A 23,557-nucleotide genomic window follows, 5' to 3' on the forward strand; every position below is an offset into this window, starting at 1 on the left:
GCTATTGCCCCTCCGAATCGCTGCCCGGCGGCGTCACGCCGAAGTGCAGGTAGGCATGGTTGGTCACCATACGCCCGCGGGGCGTGCGGACCATATACCCCTGCTGGATCAGGAACGGCTCCAGCACGTCCTCGATGGTGCCGCGTTCCTCACTGATCGCCGCTGACAGGCTCTCTACGCCCACCGGGCCACCGTCGAACTTTTCGATCATGGCCAGAAGCAAACGGCGGTCCATGTGGTCAAAGCCCTGGTTATCCACCTTCAACATATTGAGCGCCAGATCCGCCACTTCAGCGGTAATCACGCCGTCGGCTTTCACCTCGGCGTAATCGCGCACCCGGCGCAGCAGGCGATTGGCAATCCGCGGCGTCCCCCGTGAACGGCGTGCGATTTCCCGGGCACCGGCGTCTTCCATCTCCACACCCAACAGCGACGCCGAGCGCTGGACAATGTGGGTCAGGTCGGCGTTGTTGTAGAACTCCAGCCGCTGGACAATGCCGAAGCGATCCCGCAGCGGCGAGGTCAGCAAGCCCGCCCGGGTGGTCGCGCCCACCAGGGTAAACGGCGGCAGATCCAGCTTGATCGAACGGGCCGCTGGCCCCTCACCGATCATGATATCGAGCTGGTAGTCCTCCATCGCCGGATAGAGCACTTCCTCGACGGCCGCGTTCAGACGATGGATCTCATCGATAAAGAGAACGTCGCCCTCTTCCAGATTGGTGAGCATGGCCGCCAGGTCGCCGGCCTTTTCCAATACCGGACCGGATGTGGTCTTGATCGCCACACCCATTTCATTGGCAATGATGTTGGCGAGCGTGGTCTTACCCAGACCCGGCGGGCCGAAAATGAGGACGTGATCGAGAGCTTCCTGGCGACGACGCGCCGCGGAGATAAAGATCTCCATCTGCTCCCGAACCGCAGACTGGCCGACGTACTCGGACAGCAATGTGGGACGAATAGCACGATCCTGTACATCTTCAAACGCACTGCTCTGCGGTGAAATCAGGCGATCGGATTCAATCATGGCGTTGGTTCGCGGGCATCCTGTTGTTTATCTGTATTCCGTGGCGACGCGTTCAACATCATTTCACGTTCATTTTACAAACGCGAGTCCCGCTGTCACGTTACGCTCTGGTCAGATTCTTGTCAGACGGCAACTTGAGTTGCATTTAAACAAAACGACGTAACGTCCCGCCAGTCCTGGATAGCTGTCGCAGTCAGGGTGAGCGGGACGTTTTTTATGCGCCTGTGCAGGCTGGTGACACTATCAGACACTGTGTTCCGGGAGAGTTCAACCGGCGGGAATCATGTTCTTCAGGGCCAGACGGATCATTTCCTGGGAACTCATGCCGGCTTCGGCCACGCGACTGACGGCCTTGGCGGCCTCCTGGGGCTTGTAACCCAGTGAAATCAAGGCCGCTTCCGCCTCGTCTTCCGGCTTGTGGGCGTCAGGCTGGTTGGCGGTGTTGAGGGTCGGCGCGTCCGCATTGATCTGCGGCATGCCTTCAAGCTTTCCAAGGCGATCGCCCATTTCGATCAGCAGCCGCTCGGCGGTTTTCTTGCCAACACCCGGGATCTTGACCAACGAGGCCACATCCCGATTATCGACGCAGCGCACAAACTGCTGGGAATCCAGACCCGACAGGATCGCCAGCGCCATCTTCGGGCCGACGCCGTTTACCTTGATCAACAGGCGAAACAGGTCGCGATCCAGCCGAGCGGCAAAACCATACAGGTTCTGGGCATCCTCGCGCACCGAGAAGTGCGTAAAGAGTGTCACCTCCTTACCGGATTCCGGGAGATGGAAAAAGGTGGTGTAGGGAATATCCAGTTCATAACCGAGGCCGTTGCAGTCCACCAGAACATGGCCGGGCATTTTCTCGATCAGTCGTCCGCGGATCTGGGCTATCACGCACTGCCTCCTCGCTGCCTGAGCGACACGGGAGCGCGTCGCCTGTCATTGTCGTCTTTATTGTCTGCCTACCGGAGCCGACCGCCCCGAACGCGGCTGCCGGCCGCGATGCGGCCAATACTCTGACTCATGTGGGCGTGGCACAGGGCAATCGCCAGGGCGTCGGCGGCGTCCGCCTGAGGCCGCTTGTTCAGCTTCAGGATACTCTGAACCATGTGCTGCACCTGTGTCTTGTCGGCCCCGCCCTTGCCGACCACCGCTTGCTTGACCTGTCGGGCCGAGTACTCGTTGACGGGCAACCCCGAATTGGCCGCCGTGACGATCGCCACGCCCCGGGCCTGTCCCAACTTGAGGGCGGAATCCGGGTTGCGCGCCATGAACACCTGCTCGATGGCAAACTCGTCGGGGCGGAACTGGTCGATCAGGGTGGCCAGACCTTGATAGATCACCTGCAGACGCTCGGCCATGGGCTTCTCGCCCATGCGGATACAGCCGCTGTCCAGGTATTCGGTCAGGCGACCGTTGCTGCGGATCAGCCCGTAGCCGGTGACCCGCGAGCCGGGATCCACACCCAGAATTATCGACACACCCAGTCTCCGGCTGCTCCAGAATCAGGCATTCAGGGCGTCCATTACCTCGGCCGGGATGTCGGCGTTGGAATAGACATTCTGAACGTCGTCGAGATCTTCCAGCATGTCGATCAGTTTGAGGATGGTTTCGGCGGCATCCCGATCCAGCTCGATGTAGGTGGCCGGCACCATGGTCACTTCGGCGTTGTCCGGCGCATGACCGGATGCCACCAGCGCCTCCTTCACGTCGAGGAACTGCTCCGGCAGGGTGACGATCTCGAAGGAACCGTCTTCCTGCTTGGCCAGGTCTTCGGCACCCGCATCCAGCGCCGCTTCCATCAGCGACTCTTCATCGGTTTCCGGACCGTAGGAAATCACGCCCTGCTTGGTGAACAGGTAGGCCACGGAGCCGTCCGTACCCAAGTTGCCACCAAATTTGTTGAAGGCGTGACGCACCTCAGCCACCGTACGGTTGCGGTTATCGGTCATCGCCTCCACATAAATGGCGACGCCGTTGGGACCGTACCCCTCGTAGGTGAGTTCTTCGTAATTGGTGTCGTCGGAATTGCCGACACCCCGCTCGATCGCCCGCTCCATGGTGTCTTTCTTCATGTTGGCGGTAAGTGCCTTGTCGACCACGGCACGCAAACGGGGATTGTCGTTGGGATCCGCTCCACCCTGACGGGCGGCAACGGTCAGCTCACGGATGAGCTTGGTGAAAACCTTGCCTTTCCTGGCATCCTGAGCCGCCTTGCGATGCTTGATATTGGACCATTTGCTGTGACCTGCCATGAATCACTCCATCAAGTGGTAAATGCAAAAGCTACTCAACGAGCACTCCCGACCGGGGAGTGGCCACGGTCGGGAGAGACGTCTGTCGTCGGTGAGGATCAGTCTTCCTTCTTGGCCTCGCCTTCGACACCCTTGGCGACGGCCGGCTTGCGCAGACGGATGTGCAGCTCTTTCAGCTGGCGCTCGTCCACTTCGCCCGGCGCCTGGGTCATGAGGCAGGTGGCGCTCTGGGTTTTCGGGAAGGCGATCACGTCGCGGATCGAGCTGGCACCGGTCATCAGCATGACCAGGCGGTCCAGACCAAAGGCCAGGCCACCGTGCGGCGGGCAACCGAATTTCAGCGCATCCAGCAGGAAGCCGAACTTGGCGCGGGCTTCCGTCTCGTCAATGCCCAGGATGCGGAACACCGCCTCCTGCATGTCTTCGTTGTGGATACGGATGGAACCGCCACCCAGCTCGGTGCCATTGAGCACCATGTCGTAGGCACGGGACAGCGCGTTGGCCGGATCCGCCGCCAGCTCTTCTGCGCTGCAGGACGGCGCGGTGAACGGATGGTGGATGGCTGTCAGTTCACCATTGCCGTCTTCCTCGAACATCGGAAAGTCGACGACCCACAGCGGCGCCCATTCGGCGGTCAGCAGGTTCAGGTCGTGGCCCAGTTTCACGCGCAGAGCGCCCAGCGCCTCGTTGACCACGGTCGTCTTGTCCGCGCCGAAGAAAACGATATCGCCGTCTTCCGCACCGACGCGCTCGATCAGCGCCATAGCAACGTCATCGCCCAGGAACTTGATGATCGGCGACTGCAGGCCCGCCACACCCTGGCTCAGATCGTTGACCTTGATGTAGGCCAGACCCTTGGCACCGTAGATGCCCACGTACTTGGTGTACTCATCGATCTGCTTGCGGGTCAGCTCGCCGCCCTTGGGCAGACGCAGGGCCGCGACGCGACCTTTCGGGTCCTTGGCAGGACCGGCGAAGACCTTGAAGTCCACGCTCTCGACCAGATCGGCGACGTCCACCAGCTCGAGCGGAATACGCAGGTCCGGCTTGTCACTGCCGAAACGCTGCATGGCCTCGGAATACGGCATACGCGGGAATTCCGGCAGGTCCACCTTGAGCACGTCGCGGAACAGCTCGCGCACCATGCCTTCGGTGATGGACATCAGGCCCTGCTCGTCAATAAAGGAAGCCTCGATATCCACCTGGGTGAATTCCGGCTGACGGTCGGCCCGCAGGTCTTCGTCACGGAAACACTTGGCGATCTGGTAGTAACGATCCACACCGGACACCATCAGCAACTGCTTGAACAGCTGCGGAGACTGCGGCAGTGCAAAGAACGACCCTTCGTGGGTCCGGCTCGGCACCAGGTAGTCGCGCGCACCTTCCGGCGTGGCACGGGTCAGGATGGGCGTTTCCACATCCATGAACTCGTGGCTGTCGAGGTAGTTGCGGATGTAGCTGGTGACCCGCGAACGGAAACGCAGGCGGTTCAGCATTTCCGGACGGCGCAGGTCGACGAAGCGGTAGCGCAGACGCACGTCCTCACCCACATCGACGTGCTCGTCCAGCGGGAACGGCGGTGTGGCCGCAGCGTTCAGGATGGTCAGTTCCTTACACAGGACTTCCACCTGGCCAGTCGGCATGTTGGCGTTTTCGGTACCCGCCGGACGGCGACGCACGCGACCGGTGATCTGGATCACGAACTCGCTGCGGACCTTCTCCGCCAGACCAAAGCTTTCCGGCGTGTCCGGATCCACCACGACCTGGGACATGCCGTCACGATCACGCAGATCCAGAAAGATAACCCCGCCATGGTCGCGGCGACGATGAACCCAGCCGCAGAGGGTCACGTCCTGATCGATATGTGATTCGTTGATTCCACCGCAATAGTGACTGCGCATACCCTTTCCTGTTAATCAGTGTTCAGTGTGTTCAGAGACTCAGCCAGCCGTTGACTCAGTCTTGCTCCCGGATCCGGACTCGCCGCCCTTCTCCGCCAGATTCTTTTTGCTACCGGTCTTGAAATCGGTTTCGTACCAGCCGCTTCCGGACAGACGGAAACCGGCCGCGGAAATCCGCTTGCGGAACTTCTCCGCTTCGCATGAGGGGCACACGCTCAACGGTGCGTCACTCATTTTCTGGATGACGTCTTTCTCGAAACCACACGCATCACAGACGTATTCGTAAATCGGCATTGACTGAATCCCCACAATATAACCAACACCAGCCATCTCACTTCGCCGGGACCGGCCTGGAACCGCCAGCCCACTGCGCCGGAGCGCTGGTCACATTATCGGAAAACCGCCGAGTCTGTCCCGTGATAACCGGGTGACCGGTACTCCCAGGCACCTGGTCCGCAACACGCGCCCGACCCATCGGTTTGAAGGCCGCATATTATAAACATAACCGCCAGCAAAATCAGGCCGCGATCATACGGAATTGTGGCGTTGTCCGGTTGCATTGAACCGGTCCGACGACACCCGGTCGGGAACGCGGATGACGCCTCCTCCCGCGAAAGGTAACATGTGTTGCTTTTCCCGGGCCGAAAACCCTTGGAGTCCCCACCGGAATTCCAGCGCCCGCACGTATTTCTGGACCTGGAGAACAGCGTGTCCGCCCGAGCCGAACAAAAACTGAAAACCCGTCGAGCCCTGATGGATGCCGCCTTGCGCCAACTGAGCGCCGAGCGCGGATTCGGTAGCCTGAGCCTGCGCGAGGTTGCCCGGGAGGCCGGTATCGCGCCGACCTCCTTCTACCGGCACTTTGCCGAACTGGACGAACTTGGCCTGGCCCTGGTCGATGAAGGCGGCGTTGCCTTGCGTCAGCTGATGCGCCAGGCACGAAAACGCATTGCCCGTAATGGCAGCGCGATCAACACCTCCGTGGATACGTTCATGGAGTACCTGCACAACAACGCCAACCTGTTCCGACTGATGCTGCGCGAGCGCACCGGTGTTTCCAAGACGTTCCGGACGGCCATTCAGGCCGAAATCGATCATTTCGTGACCGAATTGGCGGATGACCTGCGCCGTTTTGCCGAGGAGCAGCATAAGCCGCTTTCCGACGCCAAGCTGGTTGCGGAAGCCATGGTCACACTGGTGTTCAACCAGGGGGCCGAAGTCCTCGATGCGACGCCGCGGGAGAAGAGCGAACTGCAGGATAAGCTGAAGGCGGAATTAAGAATGATACTGGTGGGCGCCCAGGCGCTGGCGCGCCAGGGGGAAAGAGGGTTCCGGACCTGAAAAAGCCAGCGCCGCCCGGTCAGGATACCGAGCGGTAGGCTGAAATCACCGGAACCAGTTTCTTCTGCATGTCTCGCAGGTCCGCTTCCGCATAGGGTGCCGCCGGCACCACACCCCAAACAGGTCCGGGCCAGGCCGGATCGCCCTCAAACCGAACCACGTGATGCAGGTGCAGCTGGGGAACCATGTTCCCCAGTGCAGCCACATTGAGCTTGTGCCCGTCGAATGCGGTCATCAGGGCCTCGCCCACCGCGCTCGACTCACGAAGCAGGCGCTGTTGATCCGGCGGCGCCAATTCGTAGATTTCCCGGACACCCACCCGTTTGGGAATCAGCAGGAGCCAGGGATAGTGGCTGTCGTTCATCAGCCGCAATTCACTCAGCTCACTGCTGGCCAGCGGAAGCGTGTCTTCAGCGAGTTTTTCATGCAGGACAAACGGCGCTGTCCCACTCATATTCAACTCCCGGTTGCGGAAAACTGGTTTCTACCTCTGCCTATAGCATAGTAAATCAGGCCATGGCGCTCGAGCATTTCAGGCTCGTAAAGGTTACGACCGTCGAACACCACCGGATGACTCAGTGCTTCAGAAATGACCTCAAAGTCCGGCAACCGGAACTCTTTCCACTCGGTGCAGATGACCAGTGCGTCGGCCCCTTTCAGTGCCTGCTCCTTGGTGCCGCACAGCTGCAGACCGGGCTCTTCGCCGTAGATCCGCTGGGTTTCCTTCATGGCTTCCGGATCGTAGGCCTGGACCTTGGCACCCGCCTTCCACAGCGACTCCATCAGCACCCGCGAGGACGCCTCACGCATGTCATCGGTGTTGGGTTTGAACGCCAGGCCCCACAGCGCAATGGTCTTGCCTTCCAGATCCCCGCCAAAGTAGTGGCTGACCTTGTCGAACAGCACGTGCTTCTGGGCCATGTTGACGGCTTCGACCGCGTTCAGCAGGCGTGCTTCGTAGTCGCAGTCACGGGCGGTCCGTGACAGTGCAGTCACGTCTTTCGGGAAGCAGGAACCGCCGTAGCCGCAGCCCGGGTAGATAAAGTGATAGCCGATACGCGGATCGGAACCGATACCGCGGCGCACGGACTCAATGTCCGCACCCAGGCGCTCGGCCAGGTTGGACACTTCGTTCATGAAGCTGATCTTGGTGGCCAGCATGGCGTTGGCGGCATACTTGGTCAGCTCCGCGGAACGCACGTCCATGAAGATCATGCGGTCGTGATTGCGGTTGAACGGGTAGTAGACCTCGCGCAGGATGCCTTCGGCCTTGTCGCTGTCCGTACCGACAATGATGCGGTCCGGCTTCATGAAGTCGGCGACCGCGGCACCCTCTTTCAGGAATTCCGGGTTCGAGACCACGTCGAAATCCAGCTCTTCGCCACGCTTGTCCAGCTCGGCCCGCAGGGCGCCGGCCACTTTGTCGGCCGTGCCAACCGGAACCGTGGACTTGTCGACCACCACTTTATAGCCGGTCATGTACTGGCCGATGGAACGGGCCACAGCCAGAACGTATTGCAGGTCGGCCGAGCCATCTTCATCCGGCGGCGTACCGACCGCGATAAACTGGACCTCACCATGGGCCACAGCTTCCTGGGTGTCCGTAGAGAACAGCAGGCGACCGGCTGACACGTTGTGATTGACGATCGATTCCAGGCCCGGCTCATAAATCGGGATGATGCCGTTGCGCAGTTTGTCGATTTTCTCCGGGTCCACATCCATACACAGGACTTCGTGGCCGACGTCCGCCAGACACGCACCCGTAACCAGACCCACATAGCCGGTTCCAAAGATCGTAATTTTCATGCCTTCATCCTTTCAATCGTTCAGATTTCAATCCCTTTTGGCCAGCGCAGAGAGACCGCCTACTTCTGCCGCGCCTGCCAGATTTCCTCCCAGGCCAGTGCCGTGCCGACGATGGTATCGAGATCGTCGTAGTCCGGCTGCCAGCCCAGGGTTCGGGTAATTTTCGAATTGTCCGCCATCAGAGCCGCTGGATCACCCGCCCGGCGCTCGGTTTCGGTGACCGGGAAGTCGTTGCCCGACAGGCGTTTCACCACCTCAATCACTTCACGCACCGTAAAGCCACGACCGTAACCGCAGTTCAACACGTCCGACGTACCGCCCCGCTTCATGTAGTCCAGCGCCATAACGTGGGCTTTCGCCAGGTCCTCGACGTGGATGTAGTCGCGTATACAGGTGCCATCCCGGGTGTCGTAGTCCGTCCCGAAAATCTGCATGCCATCGCGTACGCCGTTGACGCACTCACAGGCCACCTTGATCAGGTGGGTGGCTTCCGGCGTCGCCTGGCCCAGCAGACCTTCGGCATTGGCGCCGGCCACGTTGAAGTAGCGCAGAATCACGTAATTGAGGGAGCTGGCCGCCGCCAGGTCCATGATCATGCGCTCGCTCATCATCTTGGACGCGCCGTAGGGGTTGATCGGCGCCAGCGGCATATCCTCGGTCAATACCTGTGCATCAGGCATGCCATAGACCGCCGCGGTGGACGAGAACACCATGTAGGGAATGCTGTGGCGCTCGATTGCCTTGAGCAGGTTCAGGGTATTGCGGGTGTTGTTGCCGTAATACTTGAGCGGATTGCTGACCGATTCCGGCACCACAATGTTCGCCGCAAAGTGCAGAACCGCCTCAAACTTGTGCGCACTGAACAGCGCTTCCAGCGCCTCTTCGTCCGCCAGATCGCCAACGACCAGTTCACCGCAGGTTACGGCCCAGCGATGGCCCGTCGACAGGTTGTCGTAGACCACCACGTCGTGCCCGGCCTCGCCCAGCTGCCGCACCACGTGACTGCCGATATAGCCGGCGCCGCCGGTTACCAGAACTTTCATAGCTTTCCCTTTCCATTCAGCTTGTTTGTCGATGCAGGCGTCGCTGCCGCAAACCCTGCTCTACCCGCACCTGCGACGACGCTGTTCTTTTATCGCTTTTCGCCGAGCTGCAAAGAATGTGCTTATCTTGTCACTGCATTGTGAAGCGAGTATTCCAGCCTCGACCTCAACAGACCAGTTCAAGGCTTCACTATCCAACAGACGGGCGGACGATTCCACCGCACCGGCCTTGGGCTCGGTCGCACCGTAAACCAACCGTGAAATACGCGCATGCACGATGGCGCCTGCACACATCATGCAAGGCTCGATCGTGACATAGAGTGTGGCTCCGGACAGCCGGTAATTCCCCACCCGGCGCGCGGCATCGCGCAGCGCCCGTATTTCGGCATGGCCAGTCGGGTCGCAGCCGGAAATCGGGGCATTGAAACCGGTGCCGATTTCACGACCGCCCAACACGACAACGGCCCCAACCGGAACTTCACCGATTGAGGCCGCCTGATTGGCCAAATCAAGGGCGCGAGACATCCAGAATACATCGTCACGCGCCTGATCGCCTGTCTGTGCGGTTACCATCCCGTTAATTTCCCGACGGCTCTTGCTTCCGCTTATTCCCACTCAATGGTGGCAGGCGGCTTCGAGGAGATGTCGTACGTCACACGGGACACCCCGGAAATCTCGTTGATGATGCGGTTGGAGACGGTTTCCAGCACTTCGTACGGGAGGCGTGCCCAACGTGCGGTCATGAAGTCCACGGTCTCAACGGCGCGAACGGCGATGACATATTCGTAACGGCGCTGATCACCCACGACGCCCACCGACTTGACCGGCAGGAAGACCGCGAACGCCTGGCTTACCTTGTGGTAGAGATCGGCGCGATGCAGCTCTTCCAGGAAGATGGCGTCAGCACGGCGCAGGATTTCCGCATACTCTTTCTTGACCTCACCGAGGATGCGAACGCCCAGACCCGGTCCCGGGAACGGGTGACGGTAGAGCATGTCGTACGGCAAACCCAGTTCCAGACCGATGCGGCGGACCTCGTCCTTGAACAACTCCCGCAGCGGCTCGACCAGCTTGAGCTTCATGGTCTCCGGCAGACCACCCACATTGTGGTGCGACTTGATGACGTGGGCCTTGCCGGTTTTCGATGCAGCGGACTCGATGACATCCGGATAAATGGTGCCCTGCGCCAACCAGTTGACGTCCTTGATGCGGGCGGCCTCGTCGTCGAAGACATCGATGAAGGTGTTGCCGATGACCTTGCGTTTCTGTTCGGGATCGGTGACGCCCTTGAGCTTGGACAGGAACAGGTCTTCGGAGTCGGAGCGGATCACCTTCACGCCCATGTTGCGCGAGAACATGTCCATCACCTGATCGCCTTCGTGCAGGCGCAACAGACCATTATCAACGAACACACAGGTCAACTGGTCGCCGATCGCCTTGTGCAGCAGTGCCGCCGTGACGGAGGAGTCCACACCACCGGACAGACCCAGCAGCACTTTCTCGGAGCCCACTTGCTCCTGGATCTGGCGAACCGCATCCTCAACGATCTGAGCCGGCGTCCACAGCGCCTCGCAGCCACAGATGTTCAGTACGAAGTGCTCCAGGATGCGCTTGCCCTGCAGGGTGTGGGTCACTTCCGGGTGGAACTGCACGCCATAGAGGTTGCGATCCACGTTCTGCATGGCCGCAATCGGCGCGCTCTCGGTGGATGCCAGCAGCTCGAAGCCTTCCGGCATGGCCACGACCTTGTCCCCGTGACTCATCCAGACGTCGAGCAGCGACTCGCCCTGCTCGGTCAGGTGGTCGGTGATGTCTTTCAACAGCGGACCTTCCGCGCGGACCTTCACCTGCGCGTAGCCGAACTCCCGCTTCTCGGAACTGGCCACACGGCCACCCAGCTGCTCGGCCATGGTCTGCATGCCGTAGCAGATACCCAGGATCGGGAGGTCACGGTCGAACAGGCCTTCCGGAGCCCGGGGACCACCCAGTTCGGTCACCGATTCGGGGCCACCGGCCAGAATGATGCCCTTGGGACGAAACTCGTCCAGCTCTTCCAGCGTGATGTCGAACGGGCGGATTTCACAGTAGACACCGATCTCACGGACACGGCGGGCAATCAGCTGGGTGTACTGGGAACCAAAATCCAGGATCAGAATGCGGTGGTCATGAATATTTTGAACCATGAAATCCTCAATTCAGAAAAAACGAACGGGGTACAGGACAATATCCCGCACCCCGGAACCGGTCTCAAGACCTCGTTAAAACACCCGAAAGCGCGGTCGATCAGCCCACGCGGTAGTTCGGCGCTTCCTTGGTGATGGTCACGTCGTGAACGTGGCTCTCGCGCATACCGGCGTTGGTGATGCGGGAGAATTCAGGCTTCGTCCGCATGTCGTCCATGTTGGCGCAGCCGGTGTAGCCCATGGAGGCGCGAACGCCGCCCATCAGCTGATGGACGATGGCACGCATCGGACCCTTGCAGGCCACGCGACCTTCGATACCTTCCGGTACCAGCTTCTCGACGCCTTCGCTGGCGTCCTGGAAGTAACGGTCGCTGGAGCCCTGCCCCATGGCACCCAGGGAGCCCATACCGCGATAGGCCTTGTAGCTGCGGCCCTGGAACAGTTCGACTTCGCCCGGCGCTTCGTCGGTACCGGCCAGCAGGCTGCCGACCATGACGCTGTAGGCGCCGGCCGCGAGGGCCTTGGCGAGGTCGCCGGAGAAGCGAACACCGCCGTCGGCGATGAGCGGAACACCGCGCTCTTTCAGGGCAGCGGCAACATTGGACACTGCCGTAATCTGCGGAACACCGATACCGGCGACGATACGCGTGGTACAGATGGAACCGGGGCCGATACCGACCTTGACCGCGTCCGCGCCGGCGTCTGCCAGGGCAATAGCGGCGTCGGCGGTGGCGATGTTGCCGCCAATCACCTGGACGTCCGGGTAGTTCTGTTTGGTCCAACGCACCCGTTCGATCACGCCGCGGGAATGGCCATGGGCGGTGTCGATCACGATCACATCAACGCCGGCTTCTGCGAGGGCGGCGATGCGGGCTTCGGTGTCGCCACCGGTGCCGACGGCAGCACCAACACGCAGGCGGCCCTGATCATCCTTGCACGCCAGGGGGTAATCCTTGGCCTTCTGGATGTCCTTGACCGTGATCAGCCCCTTGAGCTGGAACTCATCGTTGACCACCAGCACCTTTTCGATGCGGTTGCGGTGCAGCAGGTTCTTCACTTCGTCCAGGCTGGCGCCTTCCGGCGCGGTGACCAGTTTTTCCTTCGGCGTCATGATGTCAGAGACGCGGGTATCCAGGCGGCTCTCGAAGCGAATGTCGCGACCGGTTACGATGCCCACCAGGTCACGGCCATCCACCACCGGCAGACCGGAAATGTTGTTGGCCGCGGTGATATCGAGCAGTTCGCGAACGGTGGTCTCCGGCGTCACGGTGATCGGATCTTTCACGACACCGCTTTCGTATTTCTTGACCTTGCGAACCGCAGCGGCCTGCTGCTCAACGGTCATGTTCTTGTGAATGATGCCGATACCGCCTTCCTGGGCCATGGCGATGGCCAGCTCGGAACCGGTGACGGTATCCATGGCGGCAGACACGAGGGGGATGTTCAGGGATATGCCCTTCGTCAGCTGCGTTTCGAGGCTGACATCCTTGGGCAGGACTTCGGAATAACCAGGAACGAGGAGGACGTCATCAAACGTGAGGGCTTCTTCGGCAATACGCAGCATGGGACCCGCCTTAATTTAACGTGCTAAATTTCCGGGAGGCCTGCCCCTGACAACCCCGGCACTGGAAACTCTTGCAATCCATACAGCGCGCCAGGACCGGCAGAAATCAGGGATATCAGATAAAACAAACGCTTCAGCAGCTCTTCTCACGAGGCGACGCTGGAGGAGTTGCCGAAGCGCGTTTATCATCGCTCCCTTTAATCGATCTATTATATGAGGGTGTGAATGGACAGTAAACCTGAATTCATGCCCCGTATTTGTTTATCTTTTTGAAATTTCGCCTTTTTTAAATGTTCCGATCTTCGGAAAACCCCTACAAATTATGGATATAACAGCCAACACGTCCCGGCCGCGCGCGCTTTCGGTCAGTGAACTCAACCATCAGGTGCGCCATTTACTGGAAGTTTCCTTTCTCCAGGTCTGGGTTGAAGGCGAACTGTCTTCGTTTTCGCGCCCCTCGTCCGGCCACTGGTATTTCACGCTGAAAGACGCCAAGAGCCAGATCCGCTGCGCCATGTTCCGGGGCAACAACCAGCGGGTCAGCAAGACGCCGAAGGAAGGCGATCAGATCCTGATTCGCGGCAAAGTGACGCTTTACGAAGCCCGCGGGGACTACCAGATCATCGTCGAAAGTCTGGAGCCGGCCGGGCTCGGCGCCCTTCAGCAGGCCTTCGAAGCCCTGAAAAAGAAGCTGCAGGCGGAAGGGCTGTTCGAAACGGAGCGCAAGAAGCCGTTGCCCACCGTGCCACGGCATATCGGTATCGTGACGTCACCGACCGGGGCCGCCGTCCATGACATTCTGACGGTGCTGAAACGGCGCTGTCCGGGCATTCCGGTCACCCTCTACCCGACGTCCGTCCAGGGCGCCGGCGCGGCCGACGAGATCGTGGACGCCATCCGAAAGGCCGAGCGGCATGGCGTCGCCGATGTACTGATCATTGGTCGCGGCGGTGGCTCCCTGGAAGACCTCTGGCCGTTCAATGAAGAAAAAGTCGCCCGCGCCATTGCCGAGTGCAGCCTGCCGACCGTCAGCGCCGTCGGCCACGAGGTGGATTTCAGCATCGCCGATTTCGTCGCCGATTTCCGCGCGCCCACCCCGTCCGCCGCCGCCGAACACCTGGCCCCGGATCAAACCGCCTGGTTACGCACCCTGGACCAGCAACTGCATCGCCTGGACAGCGTGATCCGTCGCATCCTGCGCAACATGAGCCAGCAGTTGGGACACCTGGGACAGCGCCTGCGGGATCCGCGCCGGGAGCTACAGGCCTACCAGCAACGCCTGGACGAACAGGAGATCCGGCTGCTGTCGACCATGCGTCAGCGCCTGTCCCGCGTCGAGCAGCAGCTGCAACAGAACCAGCAGCGCCTGTCGGCCCAGAGCCCGCAACGCCTGCTCAATGAACGCCTGGAACGCACATCCCAGTTAGGTGAACGTCTTCAGCGTGCCCTGCAGTGGCGGCTGGGCGAGCAGCGGGAACGCCTGGCCCACGCCGGTCAGGCCCTGCAACTGGTCAGCCCGCTGGCCACGCTTGACCGGGGTTACGCGATCGTCGGCACAGCCGAAAAACCGGTGGTGCGCCGGGCGTCCGATCTCTACGCCGGCGACAGCATTACCGCCCGTCTCGGCCAGGGCCATGTGGAGGCCCTGGTCACGGCGGTCTATCCGGAGGACGAGCCTCCGGAAAACAGCTGACTCCGACGCCCGGACGCTTTTCCGACGGCCGGGCGAAACCTTAGCCAATCGTCTAGTAGCGACCAAGATTTAACCACCTAAAGTGAAGGTAAATCCTCCTTCACAATGCCGATAACAACGCGAGGTGGTTCCATGGGTTACCGCGACGAATTCCGGAAATCAATCGATGCACCCGATGACTTCTGGAGAGAGAAAGCGGCGCTGATCGAGTGGCTCAAGCCTCCCGAAAAGATCCTCACACGCCACGACGAGTACACCTACACCTGGTATGAGGACGGTGAGCTCAACACGTGCGATCTTGCCCTCGACGCGCATGTCCGCAATGGCCGGGGTGACCAGAAGGCATTGATCTACGACTCCCCGGTCACCGGCCAGCAGCAGTCTTTTACCTACAGTGAGCTGACGCAGCGTGTCGCCCGCTTCGCCGGCGCCCTGGCCGAGCGAGGGGTGGCCAAGGGAGACCGGGTCATCATCTACATGCCGATGATCCCGGAAGCCGTGATCGCGATGCTCGCCTGCGCGCGCCTCGGTGCCGTTCACTCCGTTGTCTTTGGGGGATTCGCCGCCCGCGAACTGGCGGTGCGTATCGATGACGCCACACCCAAATTGATTCTCACGGCCTCCTGCGGCATCGAACTGCAGAAAGTCATTCCCTATAAGCCGCTGGTGGATGCTGCCATCGACCAGGCCGAACACAAGCCGGAGGGCTGCATCGTCTACGCGCGCCCCCAGGCGGACGCCCGCATGATCGAAGGTCGGGATTTCGATTGGGCTGAACTGGAAGCCAATGCCCAGCCGGCCGCTCCGGTGCCGGTCAAGGCGACCGATCCACTCTATGTGTTGTACACCTCCGGCACCACCGGCAAACCCAAGGGCGTGGTGCGGGATAACGGCGGCCATGCCGTGGCCATGCGCTACAGCATGTCGCTGGTGTATGGCGCGGAACCCGGCGATGTGTTCTGGGCCGCGTCCGACGTGGGCTGGGTCGTCGGGCACAGCTATATTGTCTACGCCCCGCTGATCACGGGCTGCACCACCATCCTGTATGAGGGCAAGCCGGTCAAAACGCCGGATGCCGGCGCGTTCTGGCGGGTCTGTGCCGATCACGGTGTCAATGTCGTGTTCACCGCGCCGACCGCCTTCCGGGCGGTGCGCAAGGAAGACCCCGAAGCCGACCACCTGGCGAAATACGATATCTCATCGCTGCGCCGCATTCTGCTGGCCGGGGAACGGCTCGATCCGCCCACGTATGAATGGCTGCGGGAAAAGACCGGCCTGCCGATCCTGGACCACTGGTGGCAAACCGAGACCGGCTGGGCGATTTGCTGCAACCCGGTGGGACTGGAGGCCATGCCGCCCAAACCGGGTTCGGCCACGGTGCCCTCACCGGGTTACGACGTGCAGATCCTCGACTTTGCCGGCCAACCCGTGCGACCGGGCGACCAGGGGCAGGTCGCCATCCGCCTGCCGCTGCCTCCGGGTTGCCTGAGCGGCATCTGGGGGGATTCGTCACGCTTCATCAACACCTACCTGGCTCCCCTGCCCGGCTATTACACCACCGGCGACGGCGGCTACATCGACGAGGATGGCTACGTCTTTATCATGGGCCGTACCGATGATGTTATAAATGTGGCCGGACACCGGCTGTCGACCGGCGAGATGGAAGAAGTCGTGGCCTCTCACCCGGCGGTTGCCGAATGCTGCGTCATCGGCGTGCACGACGAGCTCAAGGGGCAACTGCCCATCGGGCTGGTGTTGCTCAAGGATGGCGCCACCATCGAACACGACGAGCTGGAGGATGAACTGGTCGACATGGTGCGCGAACGCATCGGCGCCGTGGCCTGCTTCCGTCGCGCCATGATCGTGGATCGACTGCCCAAGACCCGCTCCGGCAAGATTCTGCGCCGGGTGTTGCGCAATATTGCGGACGGCGAGGAATACAAGGTCCCGTCGACGATCGACGACCCGACGATCCTCGAAGACATCGAGAGCCGCTTTCGATCCTGAGGCTGTACAGTCCCTGAACAACCGGTCGGCGCTGAATGAGGTGCCGACTGGTTATTGCCTGATCATCCAGCGCTCCAAATTGGCGCATTCCAGCGACCGATTCCAGCCTCTCAATGTTCTCCAACTTCCTGTTTCCAGTGCCAAAGATTTTCTTTGACGGGTCCAGAAGACGGTCTATACTAATTTTTGCTGTGGAAAGACAGCGGTATTCAGTGAATGCGTTACCACGGTCGGCTTGAGTCGCTTTGCGTTGGTCCCTTCCTCGGTACTCTCTGTAGTTCTCAGCATTCCGGCTTTCTCCCCGGAGAAGCCTCCCGTTAAGGGCTTACCCTCAGGAATAGACAGGATAGATTCATGTCAGATACGAAAACGGGCCACGTCAAGTGGTTCAACGAAGCTAAGGGCTTTGGCTTTATCGCTCAGGAAGGCGGCAGTGACGTATTCGTCCACTACAGCGCTATCAATGCAAACGGCTTCCGCACTCTGGCCGAAGGACAACAGGTTCAGTTCACCGTGACTCAGGGCCCGAAAGGACCGCAGGCGGAAAACGTGACTCCGCTCTGATCGCTTGAAAGCCGGCAGGCCACCTCCGTGGCATGGCCCGCCAACAAAAAAGCCGACACTCAGTGTCGGCTTTTTTCGTTCCTGACCTGCAGTCGTTACGCCGTAGCGGTGCCCGAGGTTGAGGTCTGGCTCGCCTCCACATGATGGGCCACGGCTGACAGCAGCGCCTGAAGGGTTGCCGACGTGGTGTCTTCAGCCAGCGCCGCTGAGCTGTGCGGCTCGCCGTTCACCTGGATGCGGATGCAGGCCATGGCGTTGGCATTGGTACCTTCACCCAGCGCGAATTCCTCGTAGGCTTCCACCGCGAGACTCACGTCGAACCGTTGTTCAACCGCCGCGGCGACCGCTTCCACAGCGCCCAGGCCTTCTCCGGAAAGACGCTGTTCACCAAATTCAACGGTGGCGGTGACGCCCTCATCGGTGCGATGCAGGTCGTAGGTCCGCAGACGCCAATCGGGGCGAACCGCGAGGTATTTTTCCTCGAACAGGCGGTGGATGGTGTCGGAATCCACTTCCCCGCCTTCCGTTTCGGCAGCCTGCTGCACCACCTTACTGAACTCGATCTGCAACCAGCGCGGCATGGCGATGTTGTAGTCGCGCTCCAGCACGTAGGCCACGCCGCCCTTGCCGGACTGGCTGTTGATGCGCACCACTTCCTCGTAGCGACGACCCAGGTCACGCGGGTCGATCGGCAGGTAGGCAATCTCCCACTTGTCGCCTTCCTTGTAGGTGGACAGGCACTTGCGGATCGCGTCCTGGTGGCTGCCGGAGAAGGCGGTGAACACCAGCTCACCCGCGTACGGATGACGCGGATGCGTCGGAATCTCGGTGCAGGCTTCCACCACATCGGTGATCTCGGCCATGCCGGACAAATCGAGCGTCGGGTCGATGCCCTGCGAGTACAGGTTCATGGCCATGGTGACCAAGTCCATGTTGCCCGTGCGCTCGCCGTTGCCCATCAGCGTGCCCTCGACGCGATCGGCGCCGGCCATGACGGCCAGTTCCGCCGCCGCAACCGCACAACCCCGGTCGTTATGGGTGTGGACGCTGATCTGGAAATGCTCGCGGTATTTCACCTTGTCGCAGATCCACTCGATCTGGTCGGCGAACACGTTCGGCGTCGCCATTTCCACGGTGGCCGGCAGGTTGATGATGACCGGCTGGCCCTGATCGGGACGCCAGACCTCGTTGACCGCATCGATCACTTCGGCGGCAAAATCCAGCTCCGTGCCGGTGAAGCTTTCCGGCGAATACTGGAACGTCCAGTTGGTGCCCGGCTGCTTCTCCGCGTACGACTTCACGATACGTGCGCCGTTGACGGCAATTTCCTTGATGCCCTCGCGATCCATCCGGAACACCTTCTCCCGCTGCACGGTCGAGGTGGAGTTGTAAACGTGGACGATCGCGTTCCTGGCGCCTTCAAGCGCCTCATAGGTCCGGGCGATCAGCTCCGGGCGGGCCTGGGTGAGAACCTGGATACGCACGTCGTCCGGCACCCGGTCCTCTTCAATCAGTTTGCGGCAGAAATCGAAATCCGGCTGGCTCGCGGCCGGAAAGCCGATCTCGATTTCCTTGAATCCAAGCTTGACCAGCAAGTCGAACAGGCGCTGCTTCTGTGCAACGGTCATCGGTTTCACTAGCGCCTGGTTACCGTCCCGCAGGTCAACGGCACACCAGGTGGGCGCGTGTTGGATAACCTGGTCGGGCCAGCGGCGATCGGTCTTTTGGACCGGCTGGAAGGCAACGTATTTGCGATGATCGAATCCCATGACGATTCCTTGCTGAGTTCAAGTAATAACGAGAATGATGTGGCCCGCCTGCATCAGGCTGACGGGCATCCTTTCCTGTGTCCGTTGGCTTTTGGCCGGGACGGGCATCGGATTGATGCCGGCTGCCTGCTTCCGGGTGACGGCCGGTAAGCGGTCGGGAACGCAGACAACGTGAACAGGATAAGAAAAATAAAGCGCAATGTGCTTGCTAATTTTCGCTCATCTCAGCCATGATTGAAAGATTCCGCCAATATTTTGATAATTAATAGCGAAACCTGCCGTGAATAACGAAAAACTCGTAAAGCTCGATCGTATTGACCGAAAAATCCTTGAGGAATTGCAACGCCATGGTGAGCTGAGCAACCAGGAGCTGTCCGAACGGGTGGGGTTGTCGCCCTCGCCTTGCTCCCGGCGGGTAAAGGCCCTGGAGGATGCCGGCATCATTGTCCGCCGGGTGACGATCCTGGATCACAAGAAGCTGGGCCTGGCACTGACAGCCATCATCCTGATCGGCATGGACCGGCACACCCCGGAGCGGTTCGAGGCGTTCGAGCGGCAGGTAGGAGAATACCCGGAAGTCCAGGAGTGCTACCTGATCACCGGGCAGGACGCCGACTACATGATCAAGGTCGTGGTGCCGGATATGGACCACTACCATGAGTTCCTGCTGAACAAGATTACGCGGATCCAGGGGGTCAGCGGCGTGCACTCCAGCTTCGTGCTGCGCCGGGTGATCGACAGCACCGCCCTGCCCCTGGGTTACCTGTAGCCGACTATTCCGGCCGCGGGAGCGGCGGCTGGCCGGACTGGTTGACCCAGATCAGATCCTTCACGGGATAGCCGGCCTCCCGGGCCTGCTCCACCAGACGGTCACGCACCCGGCCATCCAGTTCGGGGCTGCGGGAAAGAATCCAGAGGTAATCCTTGTCCGGCCCGGTCACCAGGGAATACTGGTAGTCGTCCTTATCCAGCGCCATCACCACATAGCTCGCGTAGAACGGGCCGAAAAACGATACCTTGAGGTGGCCGATATCAGGCGTCTCCACAAATTTTGCCACGCCCTCAGCCTTTTCCCACTCGCCACTTTCCGCATTGAAGCCCTCGTTGAGCACGGCAATCGAGCCGTCGTCGTTCCGGGTGTAGGTCGCCTGGACATAGCTCAAGCCCTCCTCAAACGGATGGGGCAGTCGGGCGATTTCATACCAGGTGCCCAGGTATCGGTCGGGCTCAAAGCCCGAAACCGGCGTCACCTTTTCCGGAACCCCGGTACAGCCGGCCAGTATCAGCAGGTTAAAAAGGCCCAACAGGGAGGGTCGAATCAAACGGGGCATCCACACCATCACACGTCCTTATCCACGGTCAGTCATCATTAGCTCATCCAGATACGCCCGCACCATGCGCTTCAGTTCACCCAGCAGCTTTTCGGCGTCCGGCTCGGGCACCGTCACCGCCAGCCGGAGTAGACTGCCACAAGCCCTCGGCAGCATCACGCTGGCCGCCCAGCGTCGTGAGTCCGGCAGTTGCGGGCAGTTGGCGGCCAGGTAGGCCTCGAGATCGGAGGCATTGGCGTGCAACTCCTGCAGATCGAGTTCCTGCAATTCCGGCATGGCCTCAACGCCGGACCAGATCGCCTTGTAGGCCGGTTCGTCGCGATAAAACAGGTAGTAGACATCCAGCAGGGTCTCGACCACGGTCTCCGGCCCGCAACTGGCCAGACGTTCGCGGAGCAACCGCTCCAGTCGCTCCACATGCCGCTCGGCGATGGCTTTCACGATCGCGGATTTGTTCGGGAAATACCGGTAGAGAGACGCCAGCGACATACCGGCACTGCGGGCAATCGCCGACATGCTGGTGCCGTCGACGCCACTATCGTGGATGGTCAGGGTGGCGTGTTTGAGAATGGTTTCCACGCGTTCCCGGCTGCGGGCCTGCAAAGGTCGGCGACGCGGGGACACGCTGTTTGTATCGATCATGTTTTCCGGCTTACCTCGTGGTCCGCCGGTAGCTACGCGCCGGCCAGGGCCGCAATGGGCCTCAGGCCGGCAGCGCGTAACTGCCGGTCACATGGGCAACCAGTCGTTCTTCCTCGCCGGACAGCAGGCGGACTTCGCAGAACGCCAGGCGGCGCCCCATCCGCAGGACAACAGCCTCAGCCACCAGGTCGGCGGGGGCGGGCTTCTGCAGGAAATTGATGTTCAGGTTACTCGTTACCGCCATTTCCACCTTGCCCAAAGAGGCCAGGATGGCGGCGTACATGGTGGCATCGGCCAGCGCCATCTGCACAGGACCGGATAACGTCCCGCCCGGCCGCACGAAATTCTCGGCAAAGGGAACGCGGGTCCGCGCAAATCCGTTGCGCACTTCATCGACGCGGAAGCCGATATCCCCCGCCATCGGGACGCCTTCGCGGATCAACACCTCCACTTCGCTGGCACTGAGGGTCATAGACTGCTCCTGTCCTTTTATTGGAATACGGCCGGGCCGCCCGCACTACCTGTACGTGACCACAATGGCTCCGTACAATAGCGGGCTGATTGAATCAAAGGAATACTTTACCGGGCCGGCGGTTCATTGTCCGCACGAACGATGCGCGAGCCGACTGACCCGCCCCCATCAACCACAACAGAAGCACGGACTCCCGAGATGCGCGCAAGCCGTTATCTGATTGCCACACTGAAAGAAACCCCCGCTGACGCGGAAGTCATCAGTCACCAGCTCATGCTTCGTGCCGGCATGATCCGCAAACTGGCGGCCGGGCTCTACACCTGGCTGCCCATGGGCCTGCGGGTCCTGCGTAAGGTGGAGCGGATCGTTCGCGAGGAAATGGACAGAAGCGGCGCCCAGGAAGTCCTGATGCCAGCCGTCCAACCGGCGGAGCTCTGGCAGGAATCGGGTCGTTGGCAGCAGTACGGTGGCGAATTGCTGCGCCTGAACGACCGTCACGGCCGTGACTTCTGCTTTGGCCCGACCCACGAAGAAGTCATCACCGACATGGTCCGTAACGAGCTCAAGAGCTACAAGGACCTGCCGGCCAACTTCTATCAGATCCAGACCAAATTCCGCGACGAACGCCGCCCGCGTTTCGGCGTGATGCGCGCCCGTGAGTTCATCATGAAGGACGCCTATTCCTTCGACCTGAACCAGGCCGGTCTGGACGAGACCTACCAGGTGATGCACCGGACCTACTGCAACATCTTTGACCGCCTGGGCCTGGACTACCGCGCGGTCGAAGCGGACTCCGGCGCGATCGGCGGCAGCTCCTCACACGAATTCCACGTGCTGGCTGCGTCCGGTGAAGACGACATCGCCTTCAGCACCGGCGGCCAGTACGCCGCCAACATTGAAAAAGCCGAAGCCGTCGCCCCGACTGGCGAGCGTCCCGCTCCCGGCGAAACCATGGCCGAGGTGGATACCCCCGATCAGCACACGATTGCCGACCTCGCCAACTTCCTCAGCATCGATGCCAACCGCACGATCAAGACCCTGATCGTAAAAGGCACAGAGGATGAGGACGGCAACCCGAACCTGGTGGCCCTGATCCTGCGCGGCGATCACGAGCTTAATGAAATCAAGGCGGAGAATCTGCCGGATGTGGCCGAGCCGCTGACCTTTGCCTCAGAGGACGAGATCAAAGCCACCGTGGGCTGTGGCATCGGTTCCATCGGGCCGGTCAACCTGACCCTCCCGCTGATCGTGGACCGCAGCGCCGCCCACCTGGCGGACTTTGTCTGCGGTGCCAACAAGGACGACGTCCACCTGACCGGCGTGAACTGGGAGCGAGACGTCCCGCTGGGCCGCGTCGAGGACATCCGCAACATCGTCGAGGGCGACCCGAGCCCGACCGGCGACGGCCACCTGGAAATCAAGCGCGGCATCGAAGTGGGCCACATCTTCAAGCTGGGCAACAAGTACAGCCAGGCCATGAACGCTACGGTGCTGGACGAGAACGGCAAGTCCGCCATCCTGGAAATGGGGTGCTACGGCATTGGCGTATCGCGGATCGTCGCAGCAGCGATTGAGCAGAATCACGACGACAAGGGCATCATCTGGCCGATGGCCATCGCGCCGTTTGAAGTGGCCGTCGTCACGCTGAACGCGCACAAGTCACCGGCAGTCTTGGAAGCGGCAGAAAAGCTGTACGACCAGCTGCGCCAGGCCGGCCTGGACGTGCTGCTGGACGACCGCAACGAGCGCCCGGGCGTGAAATTCGCGGATATGGAACTGGTGGGCATTCCCCACCGGGTGGTGATTTCCGATCGTGGCCTGCAAGCCGGCACCCTGGAATACAAGGGCCGCAGCGATGCGGATCGCCAGGACATCCCGGCTGCGGACGCCCTGCCTTTCGTACTGAAAGCCACAGGCCGCCAGGCCTGATTCGGTTGGCTGCGGTGGCGCATTGCCATCGCAGCCAGT

General features: G+C 61.0%; 22 protein-coding genes. 6 read left to right on the forward strand and 16 right to left on the reverse strand.

What is annotated here, in order from left to right; genetic code table 11:
• Window position 1: 1 nt before the first annotated feature.
• From ruvB to JL474_RS05260, 6 genes are all read right to left on the reverse strand, one after another.
• A complete protein-coding gene (gene ruvB / locus JL474_RS05235) occupies window positions 2-1,024 on the reverse strand; it encodes a Holliday junction branch migration DNA helicase RuvB (protein ID WP_203141171.1) in 1,023 nt (340 codons plus the stop codon).
• A gap of 267 nt (window positions 1,025-1,291) precedes the next feature.
• Window positions 1,292-1,912, reverse strand: coding sequence for a Holliday junction branch migration protein RuvA (ruvA, locus tag JL474_RS05240; RefSeq protein WP_203141172.1), 621 nt, complete (start codon window positions 1,910-1,912; stop codon window positions 1,292-1,294).
• Window positions 1,913-1,980: 68 nt separating this feature from the next.
• Window positions 1,981-2,499: a crossover junction endodeoxyribonuclease RuvC gene (gene ruvC / locus JL474_RS05245; protein ID WP_123634885.1), complete on the reverse strand. Its 519-nt coding sequence runs from the start codon at window positions 2,497-2,499 to the stop codon at window positions 1,981-1,983.
• A 24-nt stretch (window positions 2,500-2,523) separates the two neighbouring features.
• Window positions 2,524-3,273 carry a YebC/PmpR family DNA-binding transcriptional regulator gene (locus tag JL474_RS05250; RefSeq protein WP_203141173.1) on the reverse strand — a complete coding sequence of 250 codons (750 nt, stop codon included), beginning with the start codon at window positions 3,271-3,273 and terminating at the stop codon, window positions 2,524-2,526.
• A gap of 98 nt (window positions 3,274-3,371) precedes the next feature.
• Complete coding sequence (gene aspS / locus JL474_RS05255) at window positions 3,372-5,174, reverse strand: aspartate--tRNA ligase (RefSeq protein WP_123634883.1); 1,803 nt, start codon at window positions 5,172-5,174, stop codon at window positions 3,372-3,374.
• A gap of 39 nt (window positions 5,175-5,213) precedes the next feature.
• Window positions 5,214-5,468 carry an FmdB family zinc ribbon protein gene (locus JL474_RS05260; RefSeq protein WP_123634882.1) on the reverse strand — a complete coding sequence of 85 codons (255 nt, stop codon included), beginning with the start codon at window positions 5,466-5,468 and terminating at the stop codon, window positions 5,214-5,216.
• A gap of 414 nt (window positions 5,469-5,882) precedes the next feature.
• Between JL474_RS05260 and fabR the strand changes: the two genes are divergently transcribed.
• Entirely contained in the window at window positions 5,883-6,515 is a 633-nt protein-coding gene (gene fabR / locus JL474_RS05265) for an HTH-type transcriptional repressor FabR (protein WP_123634881.1), read from the forward strand.
• A gap of 19 nt (window positions 6,516-6,534) precedes the next feature.
• Here the strand turns inward: fabR and JL474_RS05270 are convergent, their stop codons facing one another.
• From JL474_RS05270 to guaB, 6 genes are all read right to left on the reverse strand, one after another.
• Window positions 6,535-6,969, reverse strand: coding sequence for an HIT domain-containing protein (locus JL474_RS05270; RefSeq protein ID WP_123634880.1), 435 nt, complete (start codon window positions 6,967-6,969; stop codon window positions 6,535-6,537).
• Window positions 6,970-6,971: 2 nt separating this feature from the next.
• Entirely contained in the window at window positions 6,972-8,321 is a 1,350-nt protein-coding gene (locus JL474_RS05275) for a UDP-glucose dehydrogenase family protein (RefSeq protein ID WP_203141174.1), read from the reverse strand.
• Window positions 8,322-8,380: 59 nt separating this feature from the next.
• Window positions 8,381-9,364 carry a UDP-glucose 4-epimerase GalE gene (galE, locus tag JL474_RS05280; RefSeq protein ID WP_123634878.1) on the reverse strand — a complete coding sequence of 328 codons (984 nt, stop codon included), beginning with the start codon at window positions 9,362-9,364 and terminating at the stop codon, window positions 8,381-8,383.
• Window positions 9,365-9,424: 60 nt separating this feature from the next.
• Window positions 9,425-9,937, reverse strand: a complete 513-nt coding sequence (gene tadA / locus JL474_RS05285; RefSeq protein WP_203141175.1) for a tRNA adenosine(34) deaminase TadA — start codon at window positions 9,935-9,937, stop codon at window positions 9,425-9,427.
• A gap of 32 nt (window positions 9,938-9,969) precedes the next feature.
• Window positions 9,970-11,547, reverse strand: a complete 1,578-nt coding sequence (gene guaA, locus JL474_RS05290) for a glutamine-hydrolyzing GMP synthase (RefSeq protein ID WP_203141176.1) — start codon at window positions 11,545-11,547, stop codon at window positions 9,970-9,972.
• A gap of 100 nt (window positions 11,548-11,647) precedes the next feature.
• The gene (gene guaB / locus JL474_RS05295; RefSeq protein WP_203141177.1) at window positions 11,648-13,111 is read right to left on the reverse strand and encodes an IMP dehydrogenase; all 1,464 of its coding nucleotides are present in this window, start codon (window positions 13,109-13,111) and stop codon (window positions 11,648-11,650) included.
• Window positions 13,112-13,433: 322 nt separating this feature from the next.
• Here guaB and xseA point away from each other — a divergent pair, with 322 nt between their 5' ends.
• The 3 genes from xseA (at window position 13,434) to JL474_RS05310 (ending at window position 17,375) form a co-directional block, all read left to right on the forward strand.
• The gene (gene xseA / locus JL474_RS05300; RefSeq protein ID WP_203141178.1) at window positions 13,434-14,804 is read left to right on the forward strand and encodes an exodeoxyribonuclease VII large subunit; all 1,371 of its coding nucleotides are present in this window, start codon (window positions 13,434-13,436) and stop codon (window positions 14,802-14,804) included.
• Between the two features lie 132 nt (window positions 14,805-14,936).
• Window positions 14,937-16,811, forward strand: a complete 1,875-nt coding sequence (locus tag JL474_RS05305; RefSeq protein ID WP_123634873.1) for a propionyl-CoA synthetase — start codon at window positions 14,937-14,939, stop codon at window positions 16,809-16,811.
• A 354-nt stretch (window positions 16,812-17,165) separates the two neighbouring features.
• Window positions 17,166-17,375 carry a cold-shock protein gene (locus tag JL474_RS05310; RefSeq protein WP_123634872.1) on the forward strand — a complete coding sequence of 70 codons (210 nt, stop codon included), beginning with the start codon at window positions 17,166-17,168 and terminating at the stop codon, window positions 17,373-17,375.
• A gap of 95 nt (window positions 17,376-17,470) precedes the next feature.
• Here the strand turns inward: JL474_RS05310 and leuA are convergent, their stop codons facing one another.
• On the reverse strand, window positions 17,471-19,144 hold the full coding sequence (leuA, locus tag JL474_RS05315) for a 2-isopropylmalate synthase (protein WP_203141179.1): 1,674 nt from the start codon (window positions 19,142-19,144) through the stop codon (window positions 17,471-17,473).
• A 280-nt stretch (window positions 19,145-19,424) separates the two neighbouring features.
• Between leuA and JL474_RS05320 the strand changes: the two genes are divergently transcribed.
• Window positions 19,425-19,913, forward strand: coding sequence for an Lrp/AsnC family transcriptional regulator (locus tag JL474_RS05320; protein WP_203141180.1), 489 nt, complete (start codon window positions 19,425-19,427; stop codon window positions 19,911-19,913).
• Between the two features lie 4 nt (window positions 19,914-19,917).
• On the opposite strand, the gene JL474_RS05325 is transcribed toward JL474_RS05320, so the two are convergent.
• The 3 genes from JL474_RS05325 to JL474_RS05335 all read right to left on the reverse strand — a co-directional run bounded on the left by JL474_RS05325 (window position 19,918) and on the right by JL474_RS05335 (window position 21,589).
• Complete coding sequence (locus JL474_RS05325) at window positions 19,918-20,466, reverse strand: lipocalin family protein (protein ID WP_407944035.1); 549 nt, start codon at window positions 20,464-20,466, stop codon at window positions 19,918-19,920.
• Window positions 20,467-20,493: 27 nt separating this feature from the next.
• On the reverse strand, window positions 20,494-21,117 hold the full coding sequence (locus tag JL474_RS05330; protein ID WP_203141182.1) for a TetR/AcrR family transcriptional regulator: 624 nt from the start codon (window positions 21,115-21,117) through the stop codon (window positions 20,494-20,496).
• Window positions 21,118-21,178: 61 nt separating this feature from the next.
• Window positions 21,179-21,589 carry a PaaI family thioesterase gene (locus JL474_RS05335; protein WP_123634867.1) on the reverse strand — a complete coding sequence of 137 codons (411 nt, stop codon included), beginning with the start codon at window positions 21,587-21,589 and terminating at the stop codon, window positions 21,179-21,181.
• Window positions 21,590-21,787: 198 nt separating this feature from the next.
• Here JL474_RS05335 and JL474_RS05340 point away from each other — a divergent pair, with 198 nt between their 5' ends.
• Complete coding sequence (locus JL474_RS05340) at window positions 21,788-23,518, forward strand: proline--tRNA ligase (protein WP_203141183.1); 1,731 nt, start codon at window positions 21,788-21,790, stop codon at window positions 23,516-23,518.
• Window positions 23,519-23,557: the final 39 nt, after the last annotated feature.

Source organism: Marinobacter mangrovi (genome assembly GCF_016798325.1).
GTDB classification, from domain to species: domain Bacteria; phylum Pseudomonadota; class Gammaproteobacteria; order Pseudomonadales; family Oleiphilaceae; genus Marinobacter_A; species Marinobacter_A mangrovi.

Bases quoted from the DNA above. Each gene is read 5' to 3' on its own strand.
- ruvB (WP_203141171.1), bottom strand. From the start codon at position 1,024: ATGATTGAATCCGATCGCCTGATTTCACCGCAGAGCAGTGCGTTTGAA.
- JL474_RS05250 (WP_203141173.1), bottom strand. From the start codon at position 3,273: ATGGCAGGTCACAGCAAATGGTCCAATATCAAGCATCGCAAGGCGGCT.
- aspS (WP_123634883.1), bottom strand. From the start codon at position 5,174: ATGCGCAGTCACTATTGCGGTGGAATCAACGAATCACATATCGATCAG.
- JL474_RS05260 (WP_123634882.1), bottom strand. From the start codon at position 5,468: ATGCCGATTTACGAATACGTCTGTGATGCGTGTGGTTTCGAGAAAGAC.
- JL474_RS05270 (WP_123634880.1), bottom strand. From the start codon at position 6,969: ATGAGTGGGACAGCGCCGTTTGTCCTGCATGAAAAACTCGCTGAAGAC.
- JL474_RS05275 (WP_203141174.1), bottom strand. From the start codon at position 8,321: ATGAAAATTACGATCTTTGGAACCGGCTATGTGGGTCTGGTTACGGGT.
- galE (WP_123634878.1), bottom strand. From the start codon at position 9,364: ATGAAAGTTCTGGTAACCGGCGGCGCCGGCTATATCGGCAGTCACGTG.
- tadA (WP_203141175.1), bottom strand. From the start codon at position 9,937: ATGGTAACCGCACAGACAGGCGATCAGGCGCGTGACGATGTATTCTGG.
- guaA (WP_203141176.1), bottom strand. From the start codon at position 11,547: ATGGTTCAAAATATTCATGACCACCGCATTCTGATCCTGGATTTTGGT.
- guaB (WP_203141177.1), bottom strand. From the start codon at position 13,111: ATGCTGCGTATTGCCGAAGAAGCCCTCACGTTTGATGACGTCCTCCTC.
- xseA (WP_203141178.1), top strand. From the start codon at position 13,434: ATGGATATAACAGCCAACACGTCCCGGCCGCGCGCGCTTTCGGTCAGT.
- JL474_RS05305 (WP_123634873.1), top strand. From the start codon at position 14,937: ATGGGTTACCGCGACGAATTCCGGAAATCAATCGATGCACCCGATGAC.
- JL474_RS05310 (WP_123634872.1), top strand. From the start codon at position 17,166: ATGTCAGATACGAAAACGGGCCACGTCAAGTGGTTCAACGAAGCTAAG.
- leuA (WP_203141179.1), bottom strand. From the start codon at position 19,144: ATGGGATTCGATCATCGCAAATACGTTGCCTTCCAGCCGGTCCAAAAG.
- JL474_RS05330 (WP_203141182.1), bottom strand. From the start codon at position 21,117: ATGATCGATACAAACAGCGTGTCCCCGCGTCGCCGACCTTTGCAGGCC.
- JL474_RS05335 (WP_123634867.1), bottom strand. From the start codon at position 21,589: ATGACCCTCAGTGCCAGCGAAGTGGAGGTGTTGATCCGCGAAGGCGTC.
- JL474_RS05340 (WP_203141183.1), top strand. From the start codon at position 21,788: ATGCGCGCAAGCCGTTATCTGATTGCCACACTGAAAGAAACCCCCGCT.